At 61.7% G+C, this 26594-nt stretch carries 23 protein-coding genes; 12 read left to right on the plus strand and 11 right to left on the minus strand.

Features of this window, described 5'->3' with window-relative positions; translation table 11 throughout:
* The first annotated feature begins 2 nt into the window (after positions 1-2).
* A complete protein-coding gene (locus C8C89_RS06160) occupies positions 3-1952 on the plus strand; it encodes a S9 family peptidase (RefSeq protein WP_243857915.1) in 1950 nt (649 codons plus the stop codon).
* 55 nt (positions 1953-2007) lie between these two features.
* On the opposite strand, the gene C8C89_RS06165 is transcribed toward C8C89_RS06160, so the two are convergent.
* Both C8C89_RS06165 and C8C89_RS06170 read right to left on the minus strand, forming a co-directional pair.
* Positions 2008-4161, minus strand: coding sequence for an FUSC family membrane protein (locus C8C89_RS06165; RefSeq protein ID WP_133989142.1), 2154 nt, complete (start codon positions 4159-4161; stop codon positions 2008-2010).
* Between the two features lie 90 nt (positions 4162-4251).
* On the minus strand, positions 4252-5940 hold the full coding sequence (locus C8C89_RS06170; protein ID WP_133989143.1) for a M14 family zinc carboxypeptidase: 1689 nt from the start codon (positions 5938-5940) through the stop codon (positions 4252-4254).
* Positions 5941-6090: 150 nt separating this feature from the next.
* On the opposite strand from C8C89_RS06170, the gene C8C89_RS06175 reads away from it, so the two are divergent.
* Positions 6091-6657 carry a hypothetical protein gene (locus C8C89_RS06175; protein WP_101483056.1) on the plus strand — a complete coding sequence of 189 codons (567 nt, stop codon included), beginning with the start codon at positions 6091-6093 and terminating at the stop codon, positions 6655-6657.
* 69 nt (positions 6658-6726) lie between these two features.
* Here C8C89_RS06175 and C8C89_RS06180 read toward each other — a convergent pair whose 3' ends face one another.
* The 6 genes from C8C89_RS06180 to purB all read right to left on the minus strand — a co-directional run bounded on the left by C8C89_RS06180 (position 6727) and on the right by purB (position 12932).
* Positions 6727-8880, minus strand: a complete 2154-nt coding sequence (locus C8C89_RS06180) for a S46 family peptidase (RefSeq protein ID WP_133989144.1) — start codon at positions 8878-8880, stop codon at positions 6727-6729.
* Positions 8881-9187: 307 nt separating this feature from the next.
* Positions 9188-9457 (minus strand): GlsB/YeaQ/YmgE family stress response membrane protein, encoded by a 270-nt coding sequence (locus C8C89_RS06185; protein WP_101483054.1) that lies wholly within the window; start codon positions 9455-9457, stop codon positions 9188-9190.
* A 176-nt stretch (positions 9458-9633) separates the two neighbouring features.
* On the minus strand, positions 9634-10209 hold the full coding sequence (locus C8C89_RS06190) for a YceI family protein (RefSeq protein WP_133989145.1): 576 nt from the start codon (positions 10207-10209) through the stop codon (positions 9634-9636).
* 38 nt (positions 10210-10247) lie between these two features.
* The gene (locus C8C89_RS06195) at positions 10248-10802 is read right to left on the minus strand and encodes a YceI family protein (protein ID WP_133989146.1); all 555 of its coding nucleotides are present in this window, start codon (positions 10800-10802) and stop codon (positions 10248-10250) included.
* Between the two features lie 39 nt (positions 10803-10841).
* Positions 10842-11366: a cytochrome b gene (locus C8C89_RS06200; protein WP_070311507.1), complete on the minus strand. Its 525-nt coding sequence runs from the start codon at positions 11364-11366 to the stop codon at positions 10842-10844.
* A gap of 186 nt (positions 11367-11552) precedes the next feature.
* The gene (purB, locus tag C8C89_RS06205; protein WP_070302851.1) at positions 11553-12932 is read right to left on the minus strand and encodes an adenylosuccinate lyase; all 1380 of its coding nucleotides are present in this window, start codon (positions 12930-12932) and stop codon (positions 11553-11555) included.
* A gap of 277 nt (positions 12933-13209) precedes the next feature.
* On the opposite strand from purB, the gene C8C89_RS06210 reads away from it, so the two are divergent.
* The 5 genes from C8C89_RS06210 to C8C89_RS06230 all read left to right on the plus strand — a co-directional run bounded on the left by C8C89_RS06210 (position 13210) and on the right by C8C89_RS06230 (position 20676).
* Positions 13210-13824: a glutathione S-transferase N-terminal domain-containing protein gene (locus C8C89_RS06210; RefSeq protein ID WP_101483050.1), complete on the plus strand. Its 615-nt coding sequence runs from the start codon at positions 13210-13212 to the stop codon at positions 13822-13824.
* A 7-nt stretch (positions 13825-13831) separates the two neighbouring features.
* The gene (locus C8C89_RS06215) at positions 13832-14860 is read left to right on the plus strand and encodes a LacI family DNA-binding transcriptional regulator (protein ID WP_133989147.1); all 1029 of its coding nucleotides are present in this window, start codon (positions 13832-13834) and stop codon (positions 14858-14860) included.
* A gap of 312 nt (positions 14861-15172) precedes the next feature.
* Positions 15173-17467, plus strand: coding sequence for a TonB-dependent receptor (locus C8C89_RS06220; RefSeq protein WP_133989148.1), 2295 nt, complete (start codon positions 15173-15175; stop codon positions 17465-17467).
* 15 nt (positions 17468-17482) lie between these two features.
* A complete protein-coding gene (locus C8C89_RS06225; protein WP_243857916.1) occupies positions 17483-19351 on the plus strand; it encodes an alpha-amylase family glycosyl hydrolase in 1869 nt (622 codons plus the stop codon).
* Positions 19348-20676 (plus strand): MFS transporter, encoded by a 1329-nt coding sequence (locus tag C8C89_RS06230; RefSeq protein ID WP_133989149.1) that lies wholly within the window; start codon positions 19348-19350, stop codon positions 20674-20676. The genes C8C89_RS06225 and C8C89_RS06230 overlap by 4 nt, the downstream gene beginning before the upstream one ends.
* Positions 20677-20730: 54 nt before the next feature.
* On the opposite strand, the gene bfr is transcribed toward C8C89_RS06230, so the two are convergent.
* A complete protein-coding gene (bfr, locus tag C8C89_RS06235) occupies positions 20731-21207 on the minus strand; it encodes a bacterioferritin (RefSeq protein ID WP_034745609.1) in 477 nt (158 codons plus the stop codon).
* A gap of 421 nt (positions 21208-21628) precedes the next feature.
* Here bfr and C8C89_RS06240 point away from each other — a divergent pair, with 421 nt between their 5' ends.
* Positions 21629-22309, plus strand: coding sequence for a Fe2+-dependent dioxygenase (locus C8C89_RS06240; protein ID WP_133989150.1), 681 nt, complete (start codon positions 21629-21631; stop codon positions 22307-22309).
* 232 nt (positions 22310-22541) lie between these two features.
* On the opposite strand, the gene C8C89_RS06245 is transcribed toward C8C89_RS06240, so the two are convergent.
* Entirely contained in the window at positions 22542-23243 is a 702-nt protein-coding gene (locus tag C8C89_RS06245; RefSeq protein WP_101484762.1) for an energy transducer TonB, read from the minus strand.
* Positions 23244-23260: 17 nt separating this feature from the next.
* Positions 23261-23476, minus strand: a complete 216-nt coding sequence (locus C8C89_RS06250; RefSeq protein WP_101483045.1) for a bacterioferritin-associated ferredoxin — start codon at positions 23474-23476, stop codon at positions 23261-23263.
* A 406-nt stretch (positions 23477-23882) separates the two neighbouring features.
* Between C8C89_RS06250 and C8C89_RS06255 the strand changes: the two genes are divergently transcribed.
* From C8C89_RS06255 to C8C89_RS26915, 4 genes are all read left to right on the plus strand, one after another.
* Positions 23883-24167, plus strand: coding sequence for a FeoA family protein (locus tag C8C89_RS06255; RefSeq protein WP_101483044.1), 285 nt, complete (start codon positions 23883-23885; stop codon positions 24165-24167).
* 2 nt (positions 24168-24169) lie between these two features.
* Positions 24170-26071, plus strand: a complete 1902-nt coding sequence (locus C8C89_RS06260) for a ferrous iron transporter B (RefSeq protein WP_133989151.1) — start codon at positions 24170-24172, stop codon at positions 26069-26071.
* Positions 26072-26080: 9 nt separating this feature from the next.
* Positions 26081-26362, plus strand: coding sequence for a hypothetical protein (locus C8C89_RS06265; protein WP_133989152.1), 282 nt, complete (start codon positions 26081-26083; stop codon positions 26360-26362).
* 64 nt (positions 26363-26426) lie between these two features.
* Positions 26427-26588 carry a hypothetical protein gene (locus tag C8C89_RS26915; RefSeq protein WP_166674680.1) on the plus strand — a complete coding sequence of 54 codons (162 nt, stop codon included), beginning with the start codon at positions 26427-26429 and terminating at the stop codon, positions 26586-26588.
* The last annotated feature ends 6 nt before the right edge of the window (positions 26589-26594 follow it).

Consider the following 26594-nt stretch of genomic DNA (forward strand, 5'->3'; position numbering starts at 1 on the left):
ACATGATGAAAATAACTGATCTGGCCGCATGCGGCTTGCTGGCAAGCAGCCTTCTGGGGAGCACGGCGCAGGCAGCTCCTGCCAGCAGTATGCTGTTGCGCGATTACCGCGCTGTCGCCCTGTCGGCCAATGGCCAGCGCATTGCCGCCATCGAATCGAGCAAGGCGGATGAACAGCCGCAGCGCCCGCATGCCGCCATCGTCGTGCGCGACGCTGCCAACGGCGCCATCGTGCAGCAATTCGACCCGTGTGCCGTGTGTTCCTACGACAAGCCCAGCTGGTCGCCCGATGGCAGGCAGCTGGCCTTTGTCGGCTACGACGCCAAGGCGGGCATGGCGCATCTGTACCTGGCCACGATGGCAGAGGCGCAAGCGCGGGTGTTGACCAGTATCAAAGGCGTGGCCAGCACGGCGCGCTGGTCGCCGGACGGCAAGCAGCTGGCCCTGCTCGCGACGGTGGGCGCGCGCAAGCTGGCCGGCGCCGTGGAAGCGGGTGTGCGCCAGGTGGGTGAAGTGGGCAGCGAAGACGATGCCCAGCGCATTGCCGTCGTGCCTGCCAGCGGCGGCGAAGCACGTTTGCTGTCACCAAGCGACACCTATGTGTATGAATACAGCTGGACGCCCGATGGCCGCGGCTTTGTCGCCACCAGCGCGCAGGGCAATGGCGACAGCAACTGGTGGGTTGCCAAGCTCAGCCAAATCGATGCGGCCACGGGCGCCCTGCGCGTGATCGCATCACCGGCCATGCAGCTGAACCTGCCTTCCGTCTCGCCGGATGGCAAGACGGTGGTCTTCATCGGTGGCCTGATGAGTGACTTCGGCTCCATCGGCGGCGACCTGTACACGGTGCCCCTGGCCGGCGGCACGCCGCGCAATCTCACGCCCGACTATCGCGGCACCTTCAATGGCGTCGTCTGGCGCGGCACCGGCTTGCTGGCGACGGCCCTGATCGATTCGCAGCTGGCGCTGGTGCCTGTCGATGCGCAAACCGGTCCGGCTCAGCCGGTGATGCTTGGTGAACTTAGCAGTAGCGGCAGCGATGGCCGTCTGTCGTTCAGCGCCGATGGCCGGCAAGCCGCTGCCGCGCAGGAAGATTTTACGCACGCCAGCTACCTGGTGGCGGGACCGGTGGGCCAGCTGAAAAAGATCACGCGCGACAATGACGGCTTTGCGCCGCAGCTGACGGTGCAGAACGTGGGCTGGAACAACGAGCAATACAAGGTGCAAGGCTGGCTGCTGGGACCGTTGAAGGTGGAGGCCGGCAAGCGCTACCCGATGATCGTCAACGTGCATGGCGGCCCCGGCGCTGCCGCCTCGCCCCGTTACGTGGCAGCGAGCACCGTGATCGAGGAATTGACGCAAAAAGGCTATTTCGTCTTCCTGCCCAATCCGCGCGGCAGCTTCGGCCAGGGCCAGGCATTTACGCGTGCCAATATGGCCGACTTCGGCGGCGGCGACTGGCGCGACATCCTGGCCGGCATCGATGCGGTGCAAAAAGTGGCGCCCGTCGACGGCCAGCGCCTGGGCCTGATCGGCCATTCGTATGGCGGTTTCATGACCATGTGGGGCGTCACGCACAGCGACCGCTTCAAGGCGGCCGTGGCGGGCGCGGGCGTGTCGAACTGGATCAGTTATTACGGCCAGAACGGCATCAACCAGTGGATGATCCCGTTCTTTGGCGCCTCCGCATATGACAATCCAGCCGTCTACCGCAAGGCTTCGCCCATCGAATCGATCAAGGCGGCCAAAACGCCCACCCTGATCTATGTGGGCGAGCGCGACGTGGAAACGCCGGCCGCCCAGTCGCTGGAATTCTGGCACGGCTTGCGCGCCATGGGCGTGCCGTCCAGCCTGTTTATCTATGATGGCGAAGGCCATTCCTTCCGCAAGCCCGAGCACCAGCGCGACTTGCAGAAACGCACTATCGGCTGGTTCGAGCAGTATCTGAAGTAGTGATTGGTCGCCTGCCGCAGGCAGGCCAGCCTGGATGAAGCGGCTGACAAACAGGTCAGTTGCGCGGTGAGACGATGTGCACGATTGCCGCGCTATGTACCACGATCTTGTCTGCATCGGCTTGCAACAAGCGTATGCGTCTCTTGACCAGCGGCCAGCCTGACCAGGCCACGTCGCTGACGGGCGGTGCGGCAGGGGTGGCCAGCGGCGCGCTGATGGTGGCTTTGTTGTCGAGCTGCTCCAGCGCGCGCGACAGGGTCAAACACACTTGCGTATGGCTGTGGCTGAGCAAGGCGTTGACGGGTGCGACAGGCAGCTGGCTGGCGTGGCGTCCCAAGATCGAGCGCAGTGCCGCCACGTGGGCGACCAGTAAATAATTTTGCACGATGAACAGGTTGATGTCTTCCACGGCCCGCTGCTTGCTGGCCGGTTCATCGAGCATGCGCACCAGTGCCGAGCTGAGCGCGGCCAAGCTATCCATCAGGCGCTTGCGCTCGATGCGGTAGGCGAAATCATCAAAACATTTTCCCTGCAGCAGTGCGAAGCTGGCCTGCATATAGCTCAAGTTCACATTCAGCACCTGGCGCACCAGGCGTGGCAGGCTCTGGTATTCCCAGTTGGCCAGCACAAAGCTGAACACGGTGGCCACCGCCGCGCCGATCAGGGTATCGATCAGGCGTTCGCTGACCAGGTTGGGGTTGCTGGGCGCCACCAGGTGCATTTGCAGCAAGATCATCAGGCTGACAGCGATGGCCGTGTAGCGGTAGCGCAGATAGATGAAGGTGGGCGTGGCCACGATGGAGAGAAATAAAATGGCCATCAGCACGATATTGCTGTGCACGAAGCGGATCACGATGGCCGTGATGACGCAGCCGATGATGGTGCCGATGATGCGGTCGGCGCGGCGCTGGCGCGTCATGCTGAACGTGGGGCGCAGGATGATGACGATGGTTAGCACGATCCAGTAGCTGTGTGCTGCGTACGGCAGCCAGTGGCCAATCAGCAATCCGACCGATATGGCCATCGATACGCGCAGGGCGAAGCGGAACACGGGCGAATCGAGGCGCAGATTCGACAGCAGGGTTTTCAGTTCGTATTTCTGCTGCGACAAGAATGGCGCCATGTCCGCGCCACTCCAGAACGGCACGTCGGCATAGACTTTTTGCGTGGCCAAATGCAGTTCGACTATCATCTTCAGAATCGCACGGATCTTGTTGCGCTGTGCGCGCAAGGTGGCCAGCGCTTCCTGCGCACCGTCGCCTTTTGCGTGCAAGCGGGCAATTTCTGCTTCGATATCAAACCATTCCTTGTCGTAGCTGATGTGCGCATATGAGGCGCGCTTGCGCGTGACGGCGTAGGCCACGGCTTCGATGTCGCGCGCCGCCTTGTAAGCGAGGTCGTGCAAGGATTTGAGCACGTCGGAGTCGGCCAGGTGCTGGCGCAGCAGCGCGTAATCCGTGTGCGTGGAAAGAATCAGCTCGTATAAATCGAGCATGCACACGTGCACTTGCACGACGATGGCATCCTTGCTGTTCTTGTGGCTGCGCAAGATCAAATCGCGCGACGCCTGCTGGCGGTCGGCCAAAATGCTTTGGTGGCGCACCAGCTTGTTGAATTGCTCCGTCAAATTGAAACGCGTGTCGTAGAAATCGGCCTTGATGTCGATGTAGGCGGCTAACTCGAACAGGGCTTCGGCCAGCACTTGCTGTTTGATGCGGTGGCGCAAGACCCAGGCGATAGCCATGGCATAGGCCAGATAGATGAGGCCACCCAGCATGAACAGGCCCGCATGGTGAAATGATTGCTGCCACGTCATCTGGTGCTCCATCGACATGGTCATGATGAACAGGGCGGCAAGCTGCAAGGGCATGGATTTCTTGCCGTACACCACCATCATGCTGGCGAGAAAACTCACCAGCACGAGTACCGTCATCAAGAGCCACTGCACGGGCCCGCACAGGCTGATTAATAAGGTGACGGCGCTGCACAGCAGCACGGAAGCCAGCATTTCGTTGAACTTGTGGCGCAGGGGGCTGGGCATGTCCATCAGGGTCGTGCACAGGGCGCCGATGCACACCGTCATGGCAGTGGTGCTGTCGCTGATTTCCAGGGTCAGCAGGGTCAGGCCGACCAGGCCGATGGCCACGCGCAAGCCCAGGTAAAAATAATGGCTGTAAATGAAGGTGCGCAGGTTCAGTGCGTAGTGCATGGGATTACCTTGTGGGCAGGGCACAGAAAGAGGCGCCGCACCGGGATCTCCGATGCGGCGCCAGGATGTTGCAGTTGCTGCAGCCTTGATTTACATCAGGGCAATGACGGGGTAGCGCCGCCATTCAGGTTCGGCAAAGCGCTGGCAGTGCTCAAAGATGAAATCGAGTACGGCTTCCTGGTTGCTCAGCAGGGCCGGGTTGGCTGCTTTCCACTCGGCAAACTTGGTGGCCAGCGCCGGTTCGTCGCGCAGCAGTTCGGATGCCATGTCTTCAAATACGTAATCGGAAAACGCCTCTTTCTTCTCCAGTACGCTGTTGAAGAAGCCCCAGCGGAAGAAGCTGTCGTGTGCCTGCGGTTCCAGTGTTTCCACGGCGTAGCGGGCGTTGTCCTGCTCCAGGCTGATGACGTAGTCGCCCGCCTGCAGGGTGAATTTTCCCGTGCGCGCTTCCACGTCCACCGTATCGTGGAACATATGGCCTTCGTAGGCGGTGGCACGCGTGCCGACGTTGGTGATGTGGTAATAGCGTGCCGTTAGCGTCTGTTCGGCGGTGATGCGGCTCATTTCCACGCCGTTCCAGCGCAGGCGCTCGATGACTTCGCGCCAGGCTTGCGGCACGACATAGGCTTTCGGCGCGGCCACGGTGACGTCTGCATCGAAGCGGTTGTAGTACTTGATATCGCGTTCCCACGGCTGCGAACGGTCGTAGGACAGGCGCTGGTAGTCGCCCAGGATACTCGGCGTGTATTGCGCCGCGTAGCCCTTGAAGGGGAAGGTAGATGGTTGTTCTTCGTTCATGGCCCAGTGGATCGGCCATTCTGCCTGCGTGCGGCCTGCTGCCTTGGCTTGCGCGCGCAGCTGGCGGATTTTCTCGCCATGTTCCACCGTGAACGCCATGGTGATGTCGAGCAGGGCGCGCATGGAAGCGTAGCGGTCGGCAAATGGTTTCAGCATATGCGTTTCCGGCATGAAGCCGATCACGTGATGCAGCGCGGCAAAACCGGTCGAGAAACGAGGCACTTCGAGGAATTCGGCGATGCCGTGGTCGGGGCTATCCTTGACGGGATTGACATACGGGCAGGTGGGCCAGCCGGCCTGTTCCATCTGGGCAAAGATGTGCGGCAGCATGGTGTCTTGCAGGAAGGGACCCAGGCCATTGCCCAGTTTATCCGTCTGCGTATGGATCAGGGTCATCGTGTACGGGTAGTCGGCGCCGTTCGATGTATGCGTGTCGACCATCACGTCCGGGTCCCAGCTGGCCAGCAAGCGGTTGAACACTTGCGCGTTCAGGCTGTTGCACTTGATGAAATCGCGATTCAAGTCCAGGTGGCGGCTATTGCCGCGGAAACCGAATTGCTCCGGGCCATCCTGGTTCACGCGCGACGTATTGGCGCGGTTCAGGCTGCCATCGACGTTGTAGATCGGAATGAACAACAGCACGGTCGTGCCCAGCGCCGCCAGGCGTTCGGGTTGCGTGCACAGGTCGCGCACGATGGCCATGCAGGCATCGATGCCTTCCGGTTCGCCCGGATGGATGCCGTTGTTGTTGAAAAAGACGGTGCGGCCAGCACGCTTGATTTGCTCGCGGTCAAACACGCCGTCCGCGCTGACGACGCCAGCGTGGATAGGCACGCCCGAGTCGGACAGGCCGATCTGTTCGAAGTGCAGCACCTGCGGATAGCGTGCGGCGAGATCTTTGTAGAAAGTAATGCATTCCAGCCAGGTCGTGGTCTGGTTGTGGTTACCGAGTTCGTAGGTCGTGCGCAAGTCTGGTGGCATAGCGGTCTGAGTCTGGGAGGGGGAAGGCGCGCTGGGTAAGTACGCCCGCTAGGGGCCAATTGTAGCACCGGCGCTTCTGCCTTGATGCGCAACAGCGGGCGAGTGCCGCACTTGTGTTATGAATACGTTTCACGCGCAAGGGGAGGCTGCATGGGCAAGACGGCGATGGCGGCGCTGGTGTGGTGGGCTAGCATGGCGGCACAGGCAGCGCCATTGCGCTTGCCGGCGGGCAAGGAACCCGTGGTGCAGGGCGGCTCCGTCACGGCCACCGCGCAGGGCGCGCTGATACGTTACCGGGGCTGGCTGCTGGCCGTCGATGGGGCAGCGTCGGAGGCGCGGCCCGATGTCCTGCTGGCTTCGGCGGATGCAGGCCGGGCGCCGCAGTTGCAGATCGGGGCCACGCGGCATCTCTTGCTACCGTGGTCAGCCTTCGAGCTGGTCAAGGGACGCACGCGCTTGCGCATCACTGCGCTGCCGGGACCTGAGGCTCCCGCGCTGCTGCTGGACTTTGGCGAGGCCGATTATCGCATCGTGATTCCCGCCGCGACCATAGCGAGGCCAGCCTATCCTTTGTTGGCGCAACGTTTTCCCGGCGCCGACCTGGCCTTGCTGCGCGAAGATGGCCGGAGGGTCATGTTGCCGCTGCGAAGCGGTCGTGCGCAAGTGTTTGGCGCGGAGCAAGCCGTGCCTTACCGCTTCGCCAAAATAAAGCGTTAGGCGAAAAAAAGCCACTCCCGCAGGAGTGGCTCAGCTGACAAGCGCCCGTTACCGGGTTATTGCTTTTTGTTATTCAGCGCCCATTTCTTTCAGCAGGTTGTCTGCGTGGTCGATGTGTTTCATGTTCCACAGCATGTAGCGCAGGTCGACCTGGATCGAACGGGTGTTGGCCTTGTTGTAATCCCAATCGGAAATGATCGAGTCCAAGGTGCCATCGAATGCCAGGCCGATGAATTCGCCTTTCGCGTTCAGGGCAGCCGAACCGGAGTTGCCGCCGGTAATGTCCAGGGTGGCCAGGTAGTCGACCGGCACGGTTTTCAGTTTAGGATCGACGAATTTACCGAAGTCCTTGGCTTTGATCGCGGCCAGTTGATTTGCTGGTGCATTGAACTCGCCCTGGCCCGTGGCTTTGGCAACGACGCCATTGACGGTGGTGAAGGCGGTCCAGGTGGTGCCATCGGCGCCATGGTCACGGCCGGCAACTTTGCCGAACGTCACGCGCAGGGTGCTGTTGGCGTCAGGATAGACGGCTTGGCCCTTGCTCTTCATGAAGGCAATTTTTGCTTTCATGTAGTTGGCGTAGGCTTGCTGGATCTTGCCGGCCAGTTCTTCGTCTTCCGCTTCGTTTTTCAGCGAATCAGGGTACATGGCGACGGCTGCCTGGATGAAGCTGTCCTTGCTGGCCTGGAATTCGGCTGGCGTGCGTTTCAGCCATGCTGCACGCTCGGCCTTGTCGCCCAGCTTGCTGCCGGCATACAGTTTGTCCAGGGCGGCGGACAGGTCGGCCGGCGACATGCCGTCCTTGATGCCGATGGCGGCGTCGAAGCTGGCGCGGCGTTGTGCGGCCGGTTGCGCGGCGTACTTGGTCAGGCTGTTCAGTACCAGCGCCTTGTCGACTTTTTCGTCGTAGGTGCGCTCGACCGAGGTAATACCCGCTTCCAGGCGTGGCAAGTCGCGCGTCTGGTAGCCGGACTTGCGTTCCGTATCGGCCTTGGTGCCTTCGTTGGACAGGCGGTACAGGCTGCGTGCCGTGTTGAGCAGGCGTGGCTGTGCGTAGCTGAGGAAGAAGTCGCGCTTGGTATCGGCATCGCGCTCGGCGATCAGCTTTTCCACTTGCTCGATGTCGCCGGCAAATTCAGCCTTGCGCGCAGGATTGGCGTTGACCCAGGTTTTCAGGGCTTCGTGTTCCGTCGTCTTGCGCGCCAGGAAGTCGCTGCCCGCGTACGAGTCGAGCATGCCTTGGCGGTTCTTGTAGTAATTGTTCACGCCAGCGACCTGACCCGCGTATTTCAGGGCAACATCTTTGTTGTCCTTGGTTTCGCGCGCGATGATGGCCAGGGTTTCGCCCGATGCCTTGACGAAGGCCGGGTAGTTCCAGTCAAACGTGAACGCCACTTCCGATGGCAGGCGGTGGCGGTTGGTGCGGCCAGGGTAGCCCAGCGCCATGACGAAATCGCCCTCTTTCAAGCCATCCTTGGCCAGTTTCAGCACGTGTTTTGGCTGGTATGGCACGTTGTCCTTGCTGAAGTCAGCAGCCTTGCCGTCGCGGCTGACGTAGGCGCGGTAGAAACCGTAGTCGCCAGTGTGGCGCGGCCACATCCAGTTGTCGGTGTCGCCACCGAACTTGCCCACGCCCGCTGGTGGCGCGTGCACGAGGCGTACGTCGCGAATTTCCAGTTGCTTGATCAGGTAGAACTCCAGGCCGCCGTAGTAGCTCGACACTGTGCAGCGGAAACCCGCTTCTTTTTCGCATTCGGCGACCAGTTTCTTCTGGTTTTTCTCGATCGCGTCGATGCGCGCCTTGCCTTGCAGCTTGGCAACATCGGCGGTGATGATCTTGTCGCTGACATTCGTCACGGCCGAGGTGACGAAGATGCGGCTGCCCGGGGCTGCCGGCAATTCTTCAGCGAAGGTCTTGGCCAGGAAACCATTGGCCAGCAAATCGCGCTCTTTGGTCGAATTGACCGCCACGCTGTTGTAGACGCAATGGTGGTTGGTGGCAACCAGGCCTTGTGGCGAGACGAACGAGGCCGAACAACCGCCCAGGCTGACGATGGCGCCCATCGGGAACTCGGTCAGTTTGGTCAGGGTGGTCGGATCGAGTTTCAGTCCGGCTGCTTTCAGTTCCTTGGCTACTTGTGGCAGCTGTTGGGGCATCCACATGCCTTCGTCGGCGTGTGCGAAATTGCTCAGGATGGCGAGCGCGATTAAAGATTTTTTCATTCGAGTTCTAGTCTTTTTACATGGAGGGAAGTCGGAACCAACGTGTACCCAGTGTCTTTTCTCAGCGGGCGACCTAGAGTATCCGTATCGAACTCGCACTAGTCAATCACATTTTCCGGGTGGCACGCTTGCATAGAATTGTCCAAATTGCATTATTTTTGCTGGCATAGAGGAGAAAATAGGCCGCCAGCGCGCATTTTTCCGTCCGCTGGCTGTGGTATTTGTCCATACGTGTCTGGGCCGCAATGAGAAATGGCCAGGCGCTTGCGCGACCCGGCCATCTCGTGATGCACGGCGAGTTGCCGGTTTAGCGTATTTTGCCGCGGCGCAAAAGATTCACGATGCCCAGCAGGATGACTGCGCCCAGGAACGAGACCAGCAGCGAGGACATGCTGAAATTGTCGCTATTGATGGTGCCCGTGCCGAACAGGGGCGCCAGCAGCCAGCCGCCCAGAAAGGCACCGACGATGCCGACGACGATATTGAGGAAGATGCCTTGTTGCGCATTTGTTTTCATGACCATGCTGGCCAGCCAGCCGATGACGCCGCCAATAACGATCCAGATAATGAAATTCATGTAGTCCTCCGCGCGGTGGGTAAGTGGGGTTTCATGTTAGAAAAACATCATGCCAGGTGATACTGATGCCGCACGATAGAAAAGTCCAGCGGATTTGCTTCGCGCATGCAAAAGCCCGACTGGCTGCGGGCAGCGAGGCGGGCTTGTCATGCGGCAAGGGGTGCTTTACAGCACCCTTAGTCGGCCTTGATGGCTTCGACTTGAATCGCCAGCTTGACTTCCGGCGAGAAGGCCGGCATGCCGTAGCTCAAGCCAAAGTCGCTGCGCTTGAATTCCGCGCTGGCGTCGGCGCCGCACACTTCACGCTTGTAGCGCGGGTGCATGATGCACTTGAATTTGCTCACGTTCAGCTTGACGGGCTTGGTCACGCCCAGCAAGGTCAGCTCGCCATCGACTTCCACCAGCTGATCGCCGTTGAACTTGAACGACTTGCTCTTGTAGGTGATTGCCGGGAATTTTTCCACATTGAACATGTCTGCTTTTTTCGCGTGTGTGTTCATGGCGTCGAGGCCGAAATCGATCGAATCGGCATCGATGACCAGGTCCAGGCTGCCCGTCTTGGCAGCACGGTCGAGGGTGACCGTGCCCTTGGTCTTGTTGAACTTGCCGCGCCAGACGGACATGCCCATGTGATCTGCTTCAAAGCTGGGGAAGGTGTGCGTCGGGTCGAGGTTGTAAGTGTCGGTAGCGGCCATGGCCGAACCCGCGCCGGCAGCTGCCAGCACGGCGATCATCAAATGCTTCAATTTCATTGAATTCCTAATTAAGTTAAACAACAGATTTTCGGGCGTTACTGAGCAGAAACATGAAACTTAATAGTGACCTCGTCGGCAACCATGCTCGTGTCTTTCCACTCGCCTTCGCCGATGTTGTAGGTCAGGCGCTTGATCGGCAGGGCGCCGTCAAATGCATATTTGCCGCCATCGGCTTTCACCGTCAGGGGGAAGGTCACGTCGGTCGTCTTGCCTTTGATGCTCAGTTTGCCGCTCACCGTCAGCTTGCCCGCGCCGGCGGCCTTGATGCTGCTCGAGACAAAGGTGGCTTTCGGGAACTGGGCCGAGTTGAACCATTCTTTCTTGGCCACTTCCTTGTTGTACTCGGGGTCGCCGATATCGATGCTGGCCGTGTCGATTTCCACCGACGCTTTCGAGGCGTCCGGCGTGGCCGGGTTGTAATCGATGGCGATATTGAATTTCTTGAACTTCGCTTCCACGGGCACGTTCATTTGCTTGAACACGGCCGACACGCTGGTCTTGGCGGGATCAACTTTCAGCAGGGTGGCTGCGGTGGCGGCCACGGACAGGCCCAGCAGGGAAGCGAGGACGATGCGTTGGGTGGTTTTCATCTTGTTTTTTCCTGTGTTTCAGTGAGCAAGGGGAGGACGTTAAGGCAACATGCGCTTGAGCACGCCATCGCGGTCGATGAACTGGTGCTTCAGCGCTGCCAGCACATGGGCGGCCACAGCGGCGGCCATTGTCATGTTCAGAACATAATGAATTTCTTTTAAAAGCGGCTTAAGTTCCGGGTTCGGCGCCATGATGACGGGCAGCTGGAATAATCCAAGGTACACCACCGGCACGCCAGCGGCCAGGGTGTACAGGTAGCCGGAAATGGGCACGGCGAAGATCAGGATATACAGCAGCACGTGCATGGCGTCGGCCGCCTTCTTTTGCCAGGCAACCATGCTGGCCGGGTGCGGCGGCGGCACGTTGGCCTTGCGCCACAGCAAGCGGATGGCGGCGATGGCCAGCACGGTCACGCCCAGCCATTTGTGCCAGGAGAAATATTTGAGCTTGGTGGGCGTCAGGCCGGGAATGTCCGTCATGACCAGGCCCATGACAAAGGCGCTGATGATCAGCAGGGCGGTCAGCCAGTGCAGGATGATGGCGGTGGTGGTGTAGCGTTGCATCGGTGGCTTTCTTGAATGTAGTACGTATTAGGACTAATTCGGCCTAATATACCAAAGAAAAGCAAATGGCGCTGCGTGCTGCAGATTCTACAAGAAAGACTGCCGGAAAAACTGCGGGGCGGGCAGCATTTATGTGCTGGCCGCCCCGCAGGAGTGGATTTGCCTGATCCGGATAGCGATGGTCGCTTAGATCGCCTTGGCCAATTGCGCCGCGATACCGATGTAGTTAGCCGGTGTCATGGTCAGCAACACATCCTTGGCATCTTGCGGAATGGCCAGGCCATTGACGAAGGTTTGCAGCGCCTCTTTCGAGATGCCCTTGCCGCGCGTCAATTCTTTCAGTTGCTCGTACGGATTTTCGATGCCATAACGGCGCATGACGGTTTGCACGGGCTCGGCCAGTACTTCCCAGGTCGCGTCCAGGTCTTGCGCCAGGCGTGCGTGATTCACTTCCAGCTTGTTCAGGCCGCGCAGGCAGCTGTCATAGGCCAGCAAGGTGTAGCCCAGGCCCACGCCGATGTTGCGCAGCACGGTCGAATCGGTCAAGTCGCGCTGCATGCGCGAGACAGGCAGTTTTTCCGACAGATGTTTTAGCACGGCATTGGCCAGGCCCAGGTTGCCTTCCGAGTTCTCGAAGTCGATCGGGTTGACTTTGTGCGGCATGGTCGACGAACCGATTTCGCCCGCTTTCAGCTTTTGCTTGAAGTAGCCCAGCGAGACATACGTCCAGATGTCGCGGTTCAGGTCCAGCAAGATCGTGTTGGCGCGCGCGAAGGCGTCAAACAGTTCGGCCATGTAGTCGTGCGGCTCGATCTGGATGGTGTACGGGTTGAACACCAGGCCCAGGCGCTGTTCGATGACGGCCTGGGAGAATGCGGGCCAGTCGAAGCCGGGATAGGCCGACAGGTGGGCGTTGTAATTGCCGACGGCGCCATTCATCTTGCCGAGGATTTCCACTTGTTCGATGCGTTTCACCGCGCGCTGCAAGCGGGCCACGACGTTGGCAAACTCCTTGCCCAGGGTGGTCGGGCTGGCCGTCTGGCCGTGCGTGCGCGACAGCATCGGCACGTCGGCATTGTCGTGCGCGATCTGCGTCAGCTTGGCCACCAGGCCGTTCAATGCCGGCAGCATCACGCCATCGCGCGCGGCTTTCAGCATCATGCCGTGCGAGGTGTTGTTGATGTCTTCCGAGGTGCAGGCGAAATGGATGAATTCCGACGCCGCCACCAGTTCCGGCACGTCCGCCACTTGTTCCTTCAGCCAGTACTCGACAGCCTTGACGTCATGGTTGGTGACCGCTTCGATGGCCTTGATGCGGGCCGCGTCGGCTTCCGAAAAGTCGGCCGCCATCTTGTCGAGCAGGGCGCTCGCTTCTGCCGAGAAAGGCTTGATTTCAGCGAAACCGGCTTGCGACAGCGCTTGCAGCCAGGAGATTTCCACTTTCACGCGGTGGTGCATGAAACCGGCTTCGGACAGGATCGGGCGCAGCAGATCGGTCTTGCTGGCGTAGCGGCCATCGAGCGGAGACAGGGCCGACAGCGTGGAATACGGAGTAGTAGAAGTCATGAGAGCGGACGCAAGTTAAAGAAACGGTTGGCGTGTGGCGCGCGGGGAGGGCAGGGTTATTGCAATACAGCAACACTGACGGCGCCACAGTAAAGGGCGATTTTACCACCGCTGGCCGCTGGCCAGCCGTCCGTCGGCGGCGGATGGCCCCCATTCTGGCCGAATCCGGCCCCGATGCGGCGTGCCTGCCACACCTGAGGCAGCGCCAGGCGCGTGCTGCCAAACGCCGCTGCCGCCGATGCTATACTGATTGCTGCTCCTTTACCTTAAAGTACCTATGAAACTGATCGGCTCCCTCGCCAGCCCGTATGTCCGCAAAGCCCGTATCGTGCTGGCGGAAAAAAAGCTCGACTATGTCTTCGAGCTGGAAAACGTGTGGGTGCCGGAAACCCGCATTGCCCAGGCTAATCCCTTGGGCAAGGTGCCCTGCCTGGTGATGGAGGATGGCAGCACGCTGATCGATTCGAAAGTCATCGTCGAATACCTCGACACGCTCACGCCCGTGTGCAAGCTGCTGCCGGCCGGCGGCAATGGCCGCGAGCGGGCCGATATCAAGAACTGGGAAGCGCTGGCCGACGGCATCCTTGACGCGGGCGTGCTGGTGCGCCTGGAGCGCACGCAGCGCCCGCCCGAGCAGCAGAGCGCGGCCTGGATCGCGCGCCAGCTCGACAAGATCACGCTGGGCCTGGCCGCGCTCGAGGCGCGCCTGGGCGAGAGTGCGTATTGCGCCGGCAAGAACTACACCTTGGCCGACGTGGCCGTGGGCTGCACGCTGGGCTGGCTCAGCTTCCGCTTCCCGGAAATCGACTGGCGTGCGGACCATCCCGCGCTGGCGCGCCTGTTCGACAAACTGTCCGAGCGGCCATCGTTCAAGGACACCGTGCCGCAGTGAGCGTACGATGACCGGTACCGATTCGAAGGCGCAGCAACGCCTGCAGATGGCCGATATCGCGCGCCTGGCTGGCGTATCCACGTCCACCGTGTCGCGCGCGCTGAGCGGCAGTTCGCTGGTCAATGAAGAGACGCGCGCGCGCGTCATCGCGCTGGCCCGTTCGCTCAAGTACTCCATCAATATCGGCGCGCAAAACCTGCGCCTGAAACAGAACCGCACGGTAGGCGTGGTGGTGCCGTATGACGCAGCCACGCGCCAGCACCTGTCCGACCCTTTTTTCCTCAGCATGCTGGGCAGCCTTGCCGATGCGCTGACGGAGCAGGGCTTCGACATGCTCATTTCGCGCGTGGATGCCGAAACGCTCGATGCTGCCGCCCAGTCTTTCGATAGCGGCCGCGTGATCGGCATTATCCTGATCGGCCAGTGGCGCCACCATGAACAACTGAATCAGCTGGCCGCGCGCCAGGTACCTATCGTCGTGTGGGGCGCGCAATTGCCGCAGCAGCTGTATTGCACCATCGGCGGCGATAACGTCGCCGGCGGCAGGCTGGCCACGGAACACTTGCTGGCGGCGGGGCGCACGCGCATCGCCTTCTTTGGCGACGCCAAGCTGCCCGAAGTGGCGCAGCGCCACCAGGGGTATGCGCAGGCGCTGGCCGCGCAGGGTTTGGTGCCCGACCCGCAACTGTACGTGGCCGGCTCCTTCCTGCCTCAGGGCGGCGCGACGGACGTGCAGGAATTGCTGGACCGCCGCCTCCCGTTCGACGCCATCTTCGCCTGCAGCGACTTGCTGGCCATGAGCGCCATCAGTGCCCTGCGCGCGCGCGGCGTGGCCGTGCCGGAGCAGGTGGCCGTGGTTGGCTACGACGATATCGAACTGGCCGCGTATTTCCATCCGCCGCTGACCACCGTGCGCCAGCCGATCCGCGCCGCCGGGCGCGCGCTGGTGGCCTCGCTGCTGGCGCTGGTCGACGGCGCAGCAGCGCCATCCCAGCAATTGCCAACCGAGCTGATCGTACGCGCCTCGGGCCGCTGAGGTGGGCATGCTTCATCGGTTGCAACCGATTGCAATAATTTAGATTTACCTCCTATATTTTCATGCTGCAGTGCCGCATGAAAAGCCCTGTTTGCTCAGCGCATAAGCGCTTATTACCTCTGCTCCCTTCGTATTATTCTCTTAAAAACAACATAAATTTCATGTTGCAGTGCTCGATTGCAATCGATTGCAATAAATTCTTATTCGTTGAATAATGACGTACCGGCTCAGCCAGCGCGCCACGGCATGCAGCGGCCAGGACTCATAACAAGCGGATACCTCGATGTATCGGCATACAACACTGGAGACAAGATGAAGACACGTACTGCTCAACGCGGCTGCATGGCCGCAGCCGTCGCCCTGGCCATGCTGCAATTGGGCGCGGCCCAGGCACAATCCACCGGCGACACCGCCAGCGCCGCCCCCGCCGATGGCCTGAACCTGGAACGCATCGTGGTCACGGGCACCACCGGCGGCACGTCGAAAATGAAATCGAGTAATTCCGTCAGCAGCATGGAACTCGACACCATCCTGCACAATGCGCCGACCAGCGCCGCCGAAGTCCTGCGCTCGGTGCCGGGCTTGCGGGCCGAGTCTTCGGGCGGCGAAGGCAATGCCAACATCACCGTGCGCGGCCTGCCCATTTCCGCCGGCGGCGCGCGCTATGTGCAGATCCAGGAAGATGGTTTGCCGGTGCTGCAGTTTGGCGACTTCAACTTCACCACGCCCGACAGCTTCGTGAAAATCGATTCCACCCTGGACCACCTGGAAGTGGTGCGCGGCGGCTCGGCCTCCACCCTGGCCACCAACTCGCCGGGCGGCATCATCAATTTCATCAGCAAGAATGGCAAGGAGCAGGGTGGCAGCGTGGCCATCAGCCGCGGCCTGGGCTATGACCAGACCCGCGTGGACTTCGACTATGGCGCGCCGCTCTCGGAGCGTACGCGCTTCTTCATCGGCGGCTCCTGGCGTACGGGCGAAGGCATCCGCCACAGTGGCGTCAACAGTGAAAAGGGCGGCCAGATCCGCGGCAATGTCACGCATGAATTCGACAGCGGCTTCGTGCGGCTGTCGTTCAAGCACCTCGACGACCAGTCGCCCACGGCCCTGCCGGTGCCGGTCAGCGTGAGCAATGGCCGCATCACGGAAATCGCCGGCATCGACCCGCGCAAGGCCAGTTTCTATTCGCCGTACTGGGTGCCCGACATGGTGCTGAACAAGGATAACCAGCGCGTGGCCACCCGCGTCAACGACGGCTTGCACGTGAAGAGCGACACCGTAGGCCTGGAAGCATCATTCAAGCTTGGGCAGGGCTGGAGTGTGAGCGAAAACTTCCGCTACGCAGACAATTCCGGCCGCTTCACGGGCGTCTTCCCGTCGAATAACGGCAGCGACGGCAGCTATGTGTTTGCGAGCGGGCCGAATCGGGGCAAGCCGTATGTCGGCCGGGCCTTTTCCGCCGTGGTGTTCAATACCTCGATCGACGACGCCAGCAATACCCTGAGCGACACCAAGCTGGCCAAGACTTTTGTTCTCGACAGCGGCAAACTGACCACTACGGCCGGCCTGTACCTGTCGCAGCAAAAGCTGGGCCTGACTTGGAACTTCAATGAATACCTGATGCAGGCCACGGGCGACCAGCCGGCGCTGCTGCAAACGGCCAGCAGCACGCCAGGCTACATCGGCCCGGCCTTCGGTGCCTGCTGCTCGCGCGCCGTCGACATGGAGTACCGCACGGCGTCACCATACCTGAACCTGGCCTGGGAAAGCGGTGCGCTGAATCTCGACGGCGGCCTGCGGCGCGACCGCCAGCATGCCAGCGGCACGGCCAATATCGCCACCGGCGCGCAAGCCTATCTGCCGTCGACGGTGCAGCAGGTCGACTACACCTTGGGCCACACCTCGTACTCGCTGGGCGCGAACTACAAGCTGCAAGCCAACCTGGCCGTGTTTGCCCGTGTCAGCGAAGGCGTGGCCTTCAATGCCGACCGCATCCTGTTCGGCACGCCCTTGGATGGCAGCGTGCCCGTGGCCATCAATACCGTGCGCCAGCTTGAAGGCGGCGTGAAATGGCGCCAAGGTCCCCTGAGCACCTTCGTCACCGTGTTCCAGGCCAAGACCAAGGAAAGCAATTACGAAGCGACTACCCAGCTGCGCACGGCCAACAGCTATGAAGCGAAGGGCGTGGAACTGGAAGCGGCCTACAGCGCGGGCGACTTCCGCATCAATGGCGGCCTGACGTTCACGGATGCCGAGATCACGGGCACGGCAGCGGCCGACGTGGCGCTGATCGGCAATACGCCGCGGCGCCAGGCGCGTGTCGTGTACCAGCTCGCGCCTACCTATGAATGGGGAGCGGCTACCTTGGGCGCCAGCCTGGTCGGCACGGGCAAGTCGTGGGGCGACGATGCGCATACTATCACCTTGCCCGCCTACCAGGTGCTCAATGCCTTCGTCAATTACCAGCTCACGCCGCAAATGCAGGTGGCGCTGACGGCGAACAATCTGCTCAACAAGATCGGCTATACGGAAGTCGAGGGTGATGGCCATGCTGCCCGCTCGATCACGGGGCGCGCCGTCAAGGTCAGCCTGAAATACGCATTTTAAGCAAGGATAGGATTCATGATGTCGATACGCAGCCCCCTGGCGCGCCTGCTGGCGCCGCTCCCCACGCCCTTGCGCAACGATGCGGCGCGCCGCTACGCGCGCCAGGAGGCGGTCTTGCTTGACCGCCTGGGCAGCCTGTATGGCCAGCGGCCGGACTTCCTGCCCTGGCTGGGAGACCTGATGGAAAGCGTGGGGCGGCTATACGCGGCGCGCGCGCCGGCGCTGCTGCGGCAAGATGCGCAGCGCGAAGCGCAGCCGGACTGGTTTGCCAGCCAGTCCATGCTGGGCTACAGCGCCTACGTGCAGCGCTTCGGCGGCAGCCTGCAGGGGGTGGCCGCGCGCATTGGCCACTTGCGCGAACTGGGCGTGACGTATCTGCATTTGCTGCCATTTTTGCGGCCGCGCGCCGGCGAAAGCGATGGAGGCTTTGCCGTCGCCAGTTTCGAGGAAGTCGACCCTGCGCTGGGCAGCAATGCCGACTTGCAGGCATTGACTGCGCAGCTGCGCGCAGCCGGCATCAGCCTGTGCTCGGACCTGATCCTCAACCATGTGGCCGATGACCATGCGTGGGCGCTGGGCGCGAAGGCGGGCGATCCGCTGCTGCGCGATTTTTTCCACACCTATCCCGACCGCGCGCAGCCGGACCGCTACGAGCGAACGGTAGGCCAGGTTTTCCCGCAGGCGGCGCCGGGCAATTTCACCTTCGTGCCAGAGCTCCAGCGCTGGGTCTGGACCACGTTTTATCCCTACCAGTGGGATTTGAACTACGCCAATCCGGCCGTCTTCGCGGCCATGGCCTGCGCCATGCTGGGCCTGGCCAACAAGGGCATCGAAGTATTCCGTCTCGATTCGACGGCCTTTCTGTGGAAACGCGAAGGCACGGACTGCATGAACCAGCCTGAAGCCCACAGCCTGCTGCAAGCTTTGCGCGCCATCGCCGCCCTCGTTGCGCCTGGCGTATTGCTCAAGGCCGAAGCCATCGTGCCCACGCCCAAGCTGCCCGCCTATTTTGGCAGCGATGCCGCGCCGGAATGCCATATCGCCTATCACAGCAGCCTGATGGCCGCCGGCTGGGGCGCGCTGGCGGAGGAAAGCACGGACTTGCTGCAGCAGGTGATCGCCGCCACGCCACCGCTGCCGCCGGCCGCAAGCTGGCTCAGTTATGTGCGCTGCCACGATGACATCGGCTGGAACGTGCTGCTCAATGAAGCGGGCGCGGACGGGCCGGCGCGCCTGGCGCGCATCGCGCAGTTCTTTGCCGGCACGCCGGGCACCGGCAGTTATGCGCGCGGCGCCGCCTTCCAGAGCAGCAGCGCCGACAAGGCGCATGGCAGCAACGGCATGTCCGCCTCGCTGGCCGGCCTGGAAAGCGCCACCACGGTACAGGAGCAGGAATACGCGTTGCGGCGCCTGCTGCTGCTGCATGGCCTGGCCTTGAGCTTTGGCGCTTTGCCGGTGCTGTACATGGGCGATGAACTGGGCATGACCAACGATTACAGCTACACGCAGCGCGCGGACCGGGCGATGGACAGCCGCTGGCTGCAGCGCCCGGCGTTCGACGACAGCCTGCTCGCATGGCGCCACGATGGCGTGAGCGCCAGCGGCCGGCTGTACCTGGCGCTGCGCCAGTTGATCGACACGCGCAGGCGCTTGCCGGCCCTGGCCGCCGCTGCGCCGCGCAGCGTGCTGCCCGCCGACACGCCGGCCGTACTGGCGCTGCTGCGCGGCGACGCGTTTCTCAACCTGAGCAATTTCAGCGGCGCCAGTCAGCGCTACACCTTGCCAACAGGCGAGTGGCGCAACAGCCTCGATGGCAGCGTGCTGGCCGGCACCGTATGCCTGCAGCCCTGGCATATGCTGTGGCTGGAAAGGGAACCGGCATGAGCGACGCCACCACGCACCGCCCGCATCTGTCGTTCTGGCAGATCGTCAACATGAATGTCGGTTTTTTCGGCATCCAGTTCAGCTTCGGGCTGCAGCAAAGCAGCATGAGCCCCATCTACAAATACCTGGGCGCCGACGAGGCGAGCCTGCCATATTTGTGGCTGGCCGGTCCCATGACGGGGCTGCTCGTGCAGCCCCTGATCGGCGCCATGAGCGACCGCACGGTGACGCGCTGGGGCCGTCGCACGCCGTACTTCCTGATCGGCGCCATCCTGTGCAGCCTGGGCCTGCTGGCCATGCCGTTCAGTCCTACCCTGTGGATGGCCGCCAGCCTGCTGTGGATACTCGACGCGGCCAACAACGTGACGATGGAGCCATACCGCGCCTTTGTCAGCGACAAGCTGGACAAGAAGCAGCATTCGCTGGGCTTTCTTACGCAAAGTGCGTTTACGGGGCTGGGGCAAACGCTGGCCTACCTGACCCCATCGCTGCTGGTCATGCTGGGCATGAACAAGGATGCCGTCAATGGCAGCCATATCCCGCATATCGTCATCGCCGCCTTCCTGATCGGCGCCGTGTTCTCGCTTGCCTCAGTGCTGTGGACCCTGAAGACGACGCCGGAATACCCCCTCACGGCGGCCGAGCTGGCGGCCATCCGCAGCCGCCCGCCCGGCTGGCGCCATACGCTGGCCGATATCGGCGCGGCCCTGCGCGAGATGCCGCCGACGATGAAGCAGCTGGCCCTCGTCAACCTGTTCCAGTGGTACGCAATGTTCTGCTACTGGCAGTACATTGCGCTGTCGCTGGCAGCGACCCTGTTCCACACGACGGACCCCGCGTCGCAAGGCTTTCGCGACGCGGGCCTGCTGAACGGGCAGGTGGGCGCCTTCTACAATTTCGTCGCCTTTGTCGCTGCCTTTGCGCTGGTGCCGTTCACGCGCCGTTTCGGCCCCAAGCGCATGCACAGCCTGTGCCTGTGCGCGGCCGGAGTGGGCATGCTGAGCATCCCGCTGATCCACAGCCCGGCGCTGCTGTTGCTGCCCATGCTGGGCGTGGGCCTGGCCTGGGCCAGCATCATGGGCAATCCCTACATCATGCTGGCCGGCTGCATTCCGCCGGCGCGCACGGGCGTCTACATGGGCATCTTCAACATGTTCATCGTCATCCCGATGATCATTCAGATCTTCACCCTGCCCCTGTATTACCGCAGCTGGCTGGGCGGCAATCCGGAGAACGTCATCCGGCTGGCCGGCGCCCTGTTGCTGTGCGCTGCGGTGGCGGTGCTGTTCGTCAAGCTGCGCCCGCCGCAGGCCACAAAGACTTGAGGACGGACGTAAAAAAACCGGCTCTGCCGGTTTTTTTACGATGCTGCGAAAGGATTACTCTTCAATCGCCATCTGGCTTTGCAGATAATTTTGAATACCGACTTTGGCGATCAGGTCGATCTGCGTTTCGAGCCAGTCGATATGCTCTTCCGTGTCTTCCAGGATCATCAGGAACAGGTCGCGCGAGACGTAGTCGCCCGCTTTTTCGCTGATGGCGATGCCTTCCTTGACGGTGGCGTGCGCGGCGCGTTCCAGTTTCAAATCGCATTCCAGCATTTCCGGCGTGTTCTCGCCGATCAGCAGCTTGTGCAGCGCCTGCAAGTTAGGCAGGCCGTCGAGCATCAGGATGCGGTCGATCAGCTTGTCGGCGTGTTTCATTTCGCCGATCGATTCTTCGTATTCCTTCTTGCCCAGCTTTTCCAGGCCCCAGTGCTTGTACATGCGCGCATGCAGGAAGTACTGGTTGATGGCCGACAGTTCGTTGGTGAGCTGTGCGTTGAGCATGCGGATGACTTCTTTATCGCCCTTCATGGGATTTCCTTTGTTCTGTGTCGCGTTCGATGATGAAACCGGAGGCTGCTGGCGTTCACTGCCGGGTGGCGCAGGGCTGCCTGGTGGCGCGCAGGTTGCCGGTCTCGCTATGCCCGCATGATAGCGCAAAATATGGGCATTTCTTGCTGTGAAACGGTGTTTTTCCGTCTTTTTAACGTAAATATCGTGCGAATAAAACCCATTCTCAAATGGATTGCCAGATTTTTCCGTTTTTTATTTGTCAAGGAAAATGAAGGCCATTCTCATTCGCGTTCATGCCGTCTGTCGCGCGTTTTCAGCGGGCCTGGATTGTCGCGTGGAAACGGCGCAAAAAGTTTGCGACATTCTTGCCTTTACGTATTCTTGGCTGCTGGTGGCGATGCGATAATCACCGGGGAAACTCACTACAAAGGATAGCAAGATGATGCTGCATATACCCGGCGTGCTGACACCGGAACAGGTGACGCATTTTCGCCAGCGCCTGGCGCAGACGGACTGGGTCGACGGTCGCGCCAGCGTCGGGGCGCAAGGCGCGCAGGTCAAGCGCAACCGCCAGCTGGCCGAGGGTTCGCCGCTGGCGCTGGAGTTGGGCGAGATCGTCAGCCGCGCGCTGATGGCCAATCCGCTGTTCTTTTCGGGCGTGCTGCCGCTGCGCATCCTGCCGCCGTTCTTCAACAGCTACGCGGGCGGCGAGCACTATGGTCTGCATATCGACGGCGCCATCCGCACGCCGAAAAATGGCATGCAGTCGATGCGCGCGGACGTCTCCTCGACCGTGTTCCTGAGTGAGCCGGATGAGTACGAAGGCGGCGAGCTGGTGGTGGTCGATTCCTACGGTACGCATGAAGTGAAGCTGCCTGCAGGCGACGTCATCGTGTATCCGTCGAGCAGCGTGCATCAGGTGTTGCCCGTCACCAGTGGCGAGCGCATCTGTTCATTCCTGTGGACGCAAAGCATGGTGCGCGAAGACTGGAAGCGCAGCATGCTGTTCGAACTCGATCAGAACATCCAGAGCGTGCGTGGCGAGCACGGCGATTCGCCGGCGACGGTGGGCTTGACGGGGCATTACCACAACCTGCTCAGGATGTGGGCGGAGATGTAAGGCTGGGGTCAGACCCCCGGCGACGTTGGCGCTGAACTTTGCGTTGGCGGTGTTGAGGGTCTGACCCCATAGCGCGCTGCGCATCTGGCAAAAAAAAGTCTGCCTGGCCCGGGGATGGTGGCTGGCAGACTGAAACAAGCAAATCGCTTGACTAAAAACAGGGTGCAAAAAAGCAAGCAGGCACACGGTGCGATGCTTGCGGGCTGGCAGCGGCGCAAGGGCCGCCGGAAGGCTAGCTCAGTTGGAAGGTCAGGGGCACGAGCACGTACACGGGTACGGGCTTGCCGTTTTCGATCATGGGCTTGAACAGCGCGCGCTGCGCGGCCTGGCGGCCCGCTTCATCGAGGTTGCCGTAGCCGGTCGATTTATGGATCAGGATTTGCTCAGGCAAACCTTTTTCATTGATCAGAATGCGCAATACCACGGTGCCGCTCTCGCCCAGGCGGCGCGACAAATTCGGGTAGATCAGTTGCGGTGCCTTGATATATTCGACGCTGCTGACGGTGCGCGGTGCCGCGGGTGCAGGTGGTGACGGCGCCGGTGTCGATGGCGCTGCCGGCGCGGCGGCGGCCACAGGCGCCGCTTCTGCGCGCGTAGGCTGTGGCGGCGTGATCGTCGGTTCGCTCGGCGCCACGGCGATCAGCGGCAGCGGCGGGATCACGGCGCGCGGCACGGGAGCGCTCAGTTCCACCGTTTTCGGTACGGACGGTGCCGGGGGCTTGGGTGGCGCCGGCGGGGCGATGATGCTGATGGTGGTGATGGTCGGCATGGCCGCCGTGACGACGCGGCTCAACAGGCCGCTCTGGATGGCGTAAAAGCCGGCGATATGCAGGACGACGATGGCCATCAGCGGCGCGAACTTGTTGCGCTTCTTGTCGAAGTTGGCAAATTGTTGCACGGCCTGCACCGTTACGGGCGGGGGCATCATCGTCATGGCGTTCATCGCTTTCTTTAGTTTGTCAGTACGGCTCGCATCAATACGGTTTCTTGCAGTACCACGGTGGCGCTCAAGTGATCGTTCAGCACTTCCCGCGCGCAGCTATGGCATTTGCCGCAGCAGGTGGCCACGCCCAGGTCGCGGCGCAGTTCGGCCATGCTGGAGAGGCCAAGATCGACGGCTTGACGGATTTCACGATCAGATATGTTGTTGCAGACACATACAATCATTGATACACCTTCTGGCTGGATGATGAATAGACACTAGTACCCTGAAGCATTGTTGCTAGTGTTTTAATGAGAATCATTATCATTACGTTTCATTGTCGCGCAAAGTGCAGGACAATGCAAGCGATTTTGATCAAGTGTGCGGCGCTTGGCGGCTCGGCGCGGCAGCTTGATATGCGCTTCGCGCGCATGGCGCAGCCCTTGACAGGGGCCACTCTCCGGGCCAAATAAAAACAATTCGCATTCATGTTTATAATGCTGGTATTGTCTCGGACGGTCGCCGTCTGGACAGTTTGAAAGGCCGCTTGTCGGTAATGCGCAACAGTTGCGTTTTACCTCACAACACCCAGGGCATGCGCCGCGCGCAGCAGTCTGTCCCCGGTGTTCTTAATTTGAACGGAATTTGCTCATGACACTAGTTCCACCCCTGATGACGCTCGACGCGCTGGCAGTCGGCCAGAGCGGCACGGTGTTGCATATCACGCCCCACGCGGCAGGACAGACGGAAGACGGCGTCGATCTCGCCCGCCGGTTGATGGAGCTGGGATTCGTTCCTGGCGAACGACTCCGCATGCTCAAGCGCGGCATGCCCGGCGGCGACCCGCTGGCCATCAAGGTCGGCAATGCCACGTTCGCACTGCGCCGCTTCGAAGCGGCGCTGATCACGATTCAACCGCTGCTTCAACCGGAATAACCATGGGTGCTGTCGAAACTATCGTCGATGCGGGCGCGCACAAAGCGCCGCATCAGCCACAAATTGCCTTGCTGGGCAACCCGAACTGCGGCAAGACCGCCCTGTTCAACCGTTTGACGGGTGCGCGCCAGAAAGTGGCGAACTACGCCGGCGTGACCATCGAGCGCAAGGAAGGCCATTTCACCTCGCCGGGTGGCACGCCCGTGCGCCTGCTCGACCTGCCTGGCGCCTACAGCCTGTCCGCCACCACGCCCGATGAAGCCATCACGCGCGACGTGGTGGGGGGATTGCGCAAGGGCGACCCGCGCCCGGACGCCATCATCTGCGTGGTCGACGCCACCAATTTACGTCTGAACTTGCGCCTGGTGCTGGAAGTCAAGCGCCTGGGCTTGCCCATGCTGCTGGCCCTGAACATGACGGACGTGGCGCGCAAGCGCGGCATGCTCATCGATACGGCCAAGCTGTCGCTAGAACTGGGCATGCCCGTGGTGGAAACCGTCGCGGTGCAGCACGACGGCGAAAAAGCCCTGTTGAACGCCATTGACGCCATGCTGCCGCTGCCGGTCGTGGACGCAAAACCGCTGGCGGCCATCGATGCCGTCAGCGTCGAAGAAACCCAGCGCGAAGTGCGCCGCATCCTGGCAGCCGTCAGCAATAACACCAGCGACACGGGCAACCTGACGGAAAAAATCGACGATGTGGTGCTGCACCCCGTGTTCGGCCCCCTCATCCTGGCCGCGCTGATGTTCCTGATCTTCCAGGCAGTGTTTGCCTGGGCTGCCACGCCGATGGAAATGATCACCGATGGCGTGGGCCACCTGGGTGCCTTGCTGACGGCGAACATGCCCGATGGCCACCTGAAAAGCTTGCTGGTGGAAGGCATCATCGGCGGCGTCGGCAGCGTGCTGGTATTCCTGCCGCAGATCCTGATCCTGTTCTTCTTTATCCTGAGCCTGGAAGACTGCGGCTACCTGCCGCGCGCGGCCTTCCTGCTGGACCGCCTGATGGGCGGCGTGGGCCTGTCGGGCCGTGCCTTCATCCCGCTGTTGTCGAGCTTTGCCTGCGCCATTCCCGGCGTGATGGCGGCGCGCACCATCCAGAACCCGCGCGACCGCCTGGTCACCATCATGATCGCCCCGCTGATGACGTGTTCGGCGCGCCTGCCCGTATATGCGCTGATCATCGCCGCCTTCATCCCGCAGCGCCAGGTGTGGGGTTATCTGAGCCTGCAAGGCCTGGTGCTGTTTGTCCTGTACTTCGCCGGCATCATCTCGGCCATGGCCGTGGCCTGGGTCATGAAGCGCGGCATGGGCGTGCGCGGCAACCAGCCGCTGATGCTGGAACTTCCAGCCTACCACTGGCCCCATCTGCGCAACCTGGCCGTCAGCCTGTGGGAGCGCGCGAAGATCTTCCTGACGCGCGTCGGTACCATCATCCTGAGCCTGATGATTATCCTGTGGTTCCTCAGCACCTTCCCCGGCGCGCCGGACAACGCGATCCATCCGCCGATCTATTACAGCCTGGCCGGCATCCTGGGCCGCGGCCTGGAAGTGATCTTCGCGCCCATCGGTTTCAATTGGCAAATCTGCATCGCGCTGGTGCCAGGCATGGCGGCGCGCGAAGTGGCCGTCGGCGCCCTGGGCACCGTGTACGCGCTGTCGCAAACGGGCGACGCGCTGGCCTCCACCCTGGAACCGCTGATCGCCCATTCCTGGTCAATGGCCACCGCGCTGTCCTTGCTGGCCTGGTATGTGTTCGCGCCGCAGTGCCTGTCGACCCTCTCCGTGGTGAAACGCGAAACGGGAGGCTGGCGCTATCCGCTGCTGATGGCCGGCTATATGTTCGCCCTGGCCTACGCAGCCTCGTTCATCACGTACCGCGTCGCTCTGATGCTGGGCGCTTAGGAGTACACCATGTGGCAAACCATTATCGTCGCCCTGATCGTCGCAGCCGCGCTGCTGCATTTTTCGACCAAGTACCTGCCGGCGGGCGTGCGCCGCGCCATCGTGCGTGGCCTGGTGCGCTGCGGCCTCGATGAGGCGAAGATGTCGACCTTTTTCAAGGTGGCGCCGGGCTGCGGCAGTGGCTGCGGTTCCTGCGGCTCCTGCGACAGCCCGCCGCCGCCATCCGCCAAGCCGCCTGCCGACGGCAGCAGCAAGCGCGTGATCCTGATGCAGGTGCAGCGCCAGGACTGATGTACGTCTAGGCACGGGCCCGCCCGTCGGCTACACTGGGGTTTCCGCATGGCAAGGAGTGGCAATGGCGATACTGTTGATCTTCATGTTTTTGTTTGCGATCGCCTCCTGGCTGCTGGCCAGCCGGCGTGGGCGCAATGGCGGCGTCTGGTTTTGCATCGGCCTCTTCCTCGGGCCATTTGCCTTGCTGGCGGTGGCCGCTTTGCCGCCCGTCACGCGGCCCTGAACGTAA

Source organism: Janthinobacterium sp. 75 (genome assembly GCF_004365495.1).
Taxonomy (GTDB): Bacteria; Pseudomonadota; Gammaproteobacteria; order Burkholderiales; family Burkholderiaceae_D; genus Janthinobacterium.

Coding starts and splice junctions, on each gene's coding strand:
- C8C89_RS06260 (WP_133989151.1), top strand. CDS start 24,170: ATGGGTGCTGTCGAAACTATCGTCGATGCGGGCGCGCACAAAGCGCCG.
- C8C89_RS06245 (WP_101484762.1), bottom strand. CDS start 23,243: ATGACGATGATGCCCCCGCCCGTAACGGTGCAGGCCGTGCAACAATTT.
- C8C89_RS06195 (WP_133989146.1), bottom strand. CDS start 10,802: ATGAAAACCACCCAACGCATCGTCCTCGCTTCCCTGCTGGGCCTGTCC.
- C8C89_RS06255 (WP_101483044.1), top strand. CDS start 23,883: ATGACACTAGTTCCACCCCTGATGACGCTCGACGCGCTGGCAGTCGGC.
- C8C89_RS06220 (WP_133989148.1), top strand. CDS start 15,173: ATGAAGACACGTACTGCTCAACGCGGCTGCATGGCCGCAGCCGTCGCC.
- bfr (WP_034745609.1), bottom strand. CDS start 21,207: ATGAAGGGCGATAAAGAAGTCATCCGCATGCTCAACGCACAGCTCACC.
- C8C89_RS06180 (WP_133989144.1), bottom strand. CDS start 8,880: ATGAAAAAATCTTTAATCGCGCTCGCCATCCTGAGCAATTTCGCACAC.
- C8C89_RS06170 (WP_133989143.1), bottom strand. CDS start 5,940: ATGCCACCAGACTTGCGCACGACCTACGAACTCGGTAACCACAACCAG.
- C8C89_RS06225 (WP_243857916.1), top strand. CDS start 17,483: ATGATGTCGATACGCAGCCCCCTGGCGCGCCTGCTGGCGCCGCTCCCC.
- C8C89_RS06185 (WP_101483054.1), bottom strand. CDS start 9,457: ATGAATTTCATTATCTGGATCGTTATTGGCGGCGTCATCGGCTGGCTG.
- C8C89_RS06175 (WP_101483056.1), top strand. CDS start 6,091: ATGGGCAAGACGGCGATGGCGGCGCTGGTGTGGTGGGCTAGCATGGCG.
- C8C89_RS06250 (WP_101483045.1), bottom strand. CDS start 23,476: ATGATTGTATGTGTCTGCAACAACATATCTGATCGTGAAATCCGTCAA.
- C8C89_RS26915 (WP_166674680.1), top strand. CDS start 26,427: ATGGCGATACTGTTGATCTTCATGTTTTTGTTTGCGATCGCCTCCTGG.
- C8C89_RS06210 (WP_101483050.1), top strand. CDS start 13,210: ATGAAACTGATCGGCTCCCTCGCCAGCCCGTATGTCCGCAAAGCCCGT.
- C8C89_RS06265 (WP_133989152.1), top strand. CDS start 26,081: ATGTGGCAAACCATTATCGTCGCCCTGATCGTCGCAGCCGCGCTGCTG.
- C8C89_RS06230 (WP_133989149.1), top strand. CDS start 19,348: ATGAGCGACGCCACCACGCACCGCCCGCATCTGTCGTTCTGGCAGATC.
- C8C89_RS06215 (WP_133989147.1), top strand. CDS start 13,832: ATGACCGGTACCGATTCGAAGGCGCAGCAACGCCTGCAGATGGCCGAT.
- C8C89_RS06190 (WP_133989145.1), bottom strand. CDS start 10,209: ATGAAATTGAAGCATTTGATGATCGCCGTGCTGGCAGCTGCCGGCGCG.
- C8C89_RS06200 (WP_070311507.1), bottom strand. CDS start 11,366: ATGCAACGCTACACCACCACCGCCATCATCCTGCACTGGCTGACCGCC.
- purB (WP_070302851.1), bottom strand. CDS start 12,932: ATGACTTCTACTACTCCGTATTCCACGCTGTCGGCCCTGTCTCCGCTC.
- C8C89_RS06240 (WP_133989150.1), top strand. CDS start 21,629: ATGATGCTGCATATACCCGGCGTGCTGACACCGGAACAGGTGACGCAT.
- C8C89_RS06165 (WP_133989142.1), bottom strand. CDS start 4,161: ATGCACTACGCACTGAACCTGCGCACCTTCATTTACAGCCATTATTTT.
- C8C89_RS06160 (WP_243857915.1), top strand. CDS start 3: ATGATGAAAATAACTGATCTGGCCGCATGCGGCTTGCTGGCAAGCAGC.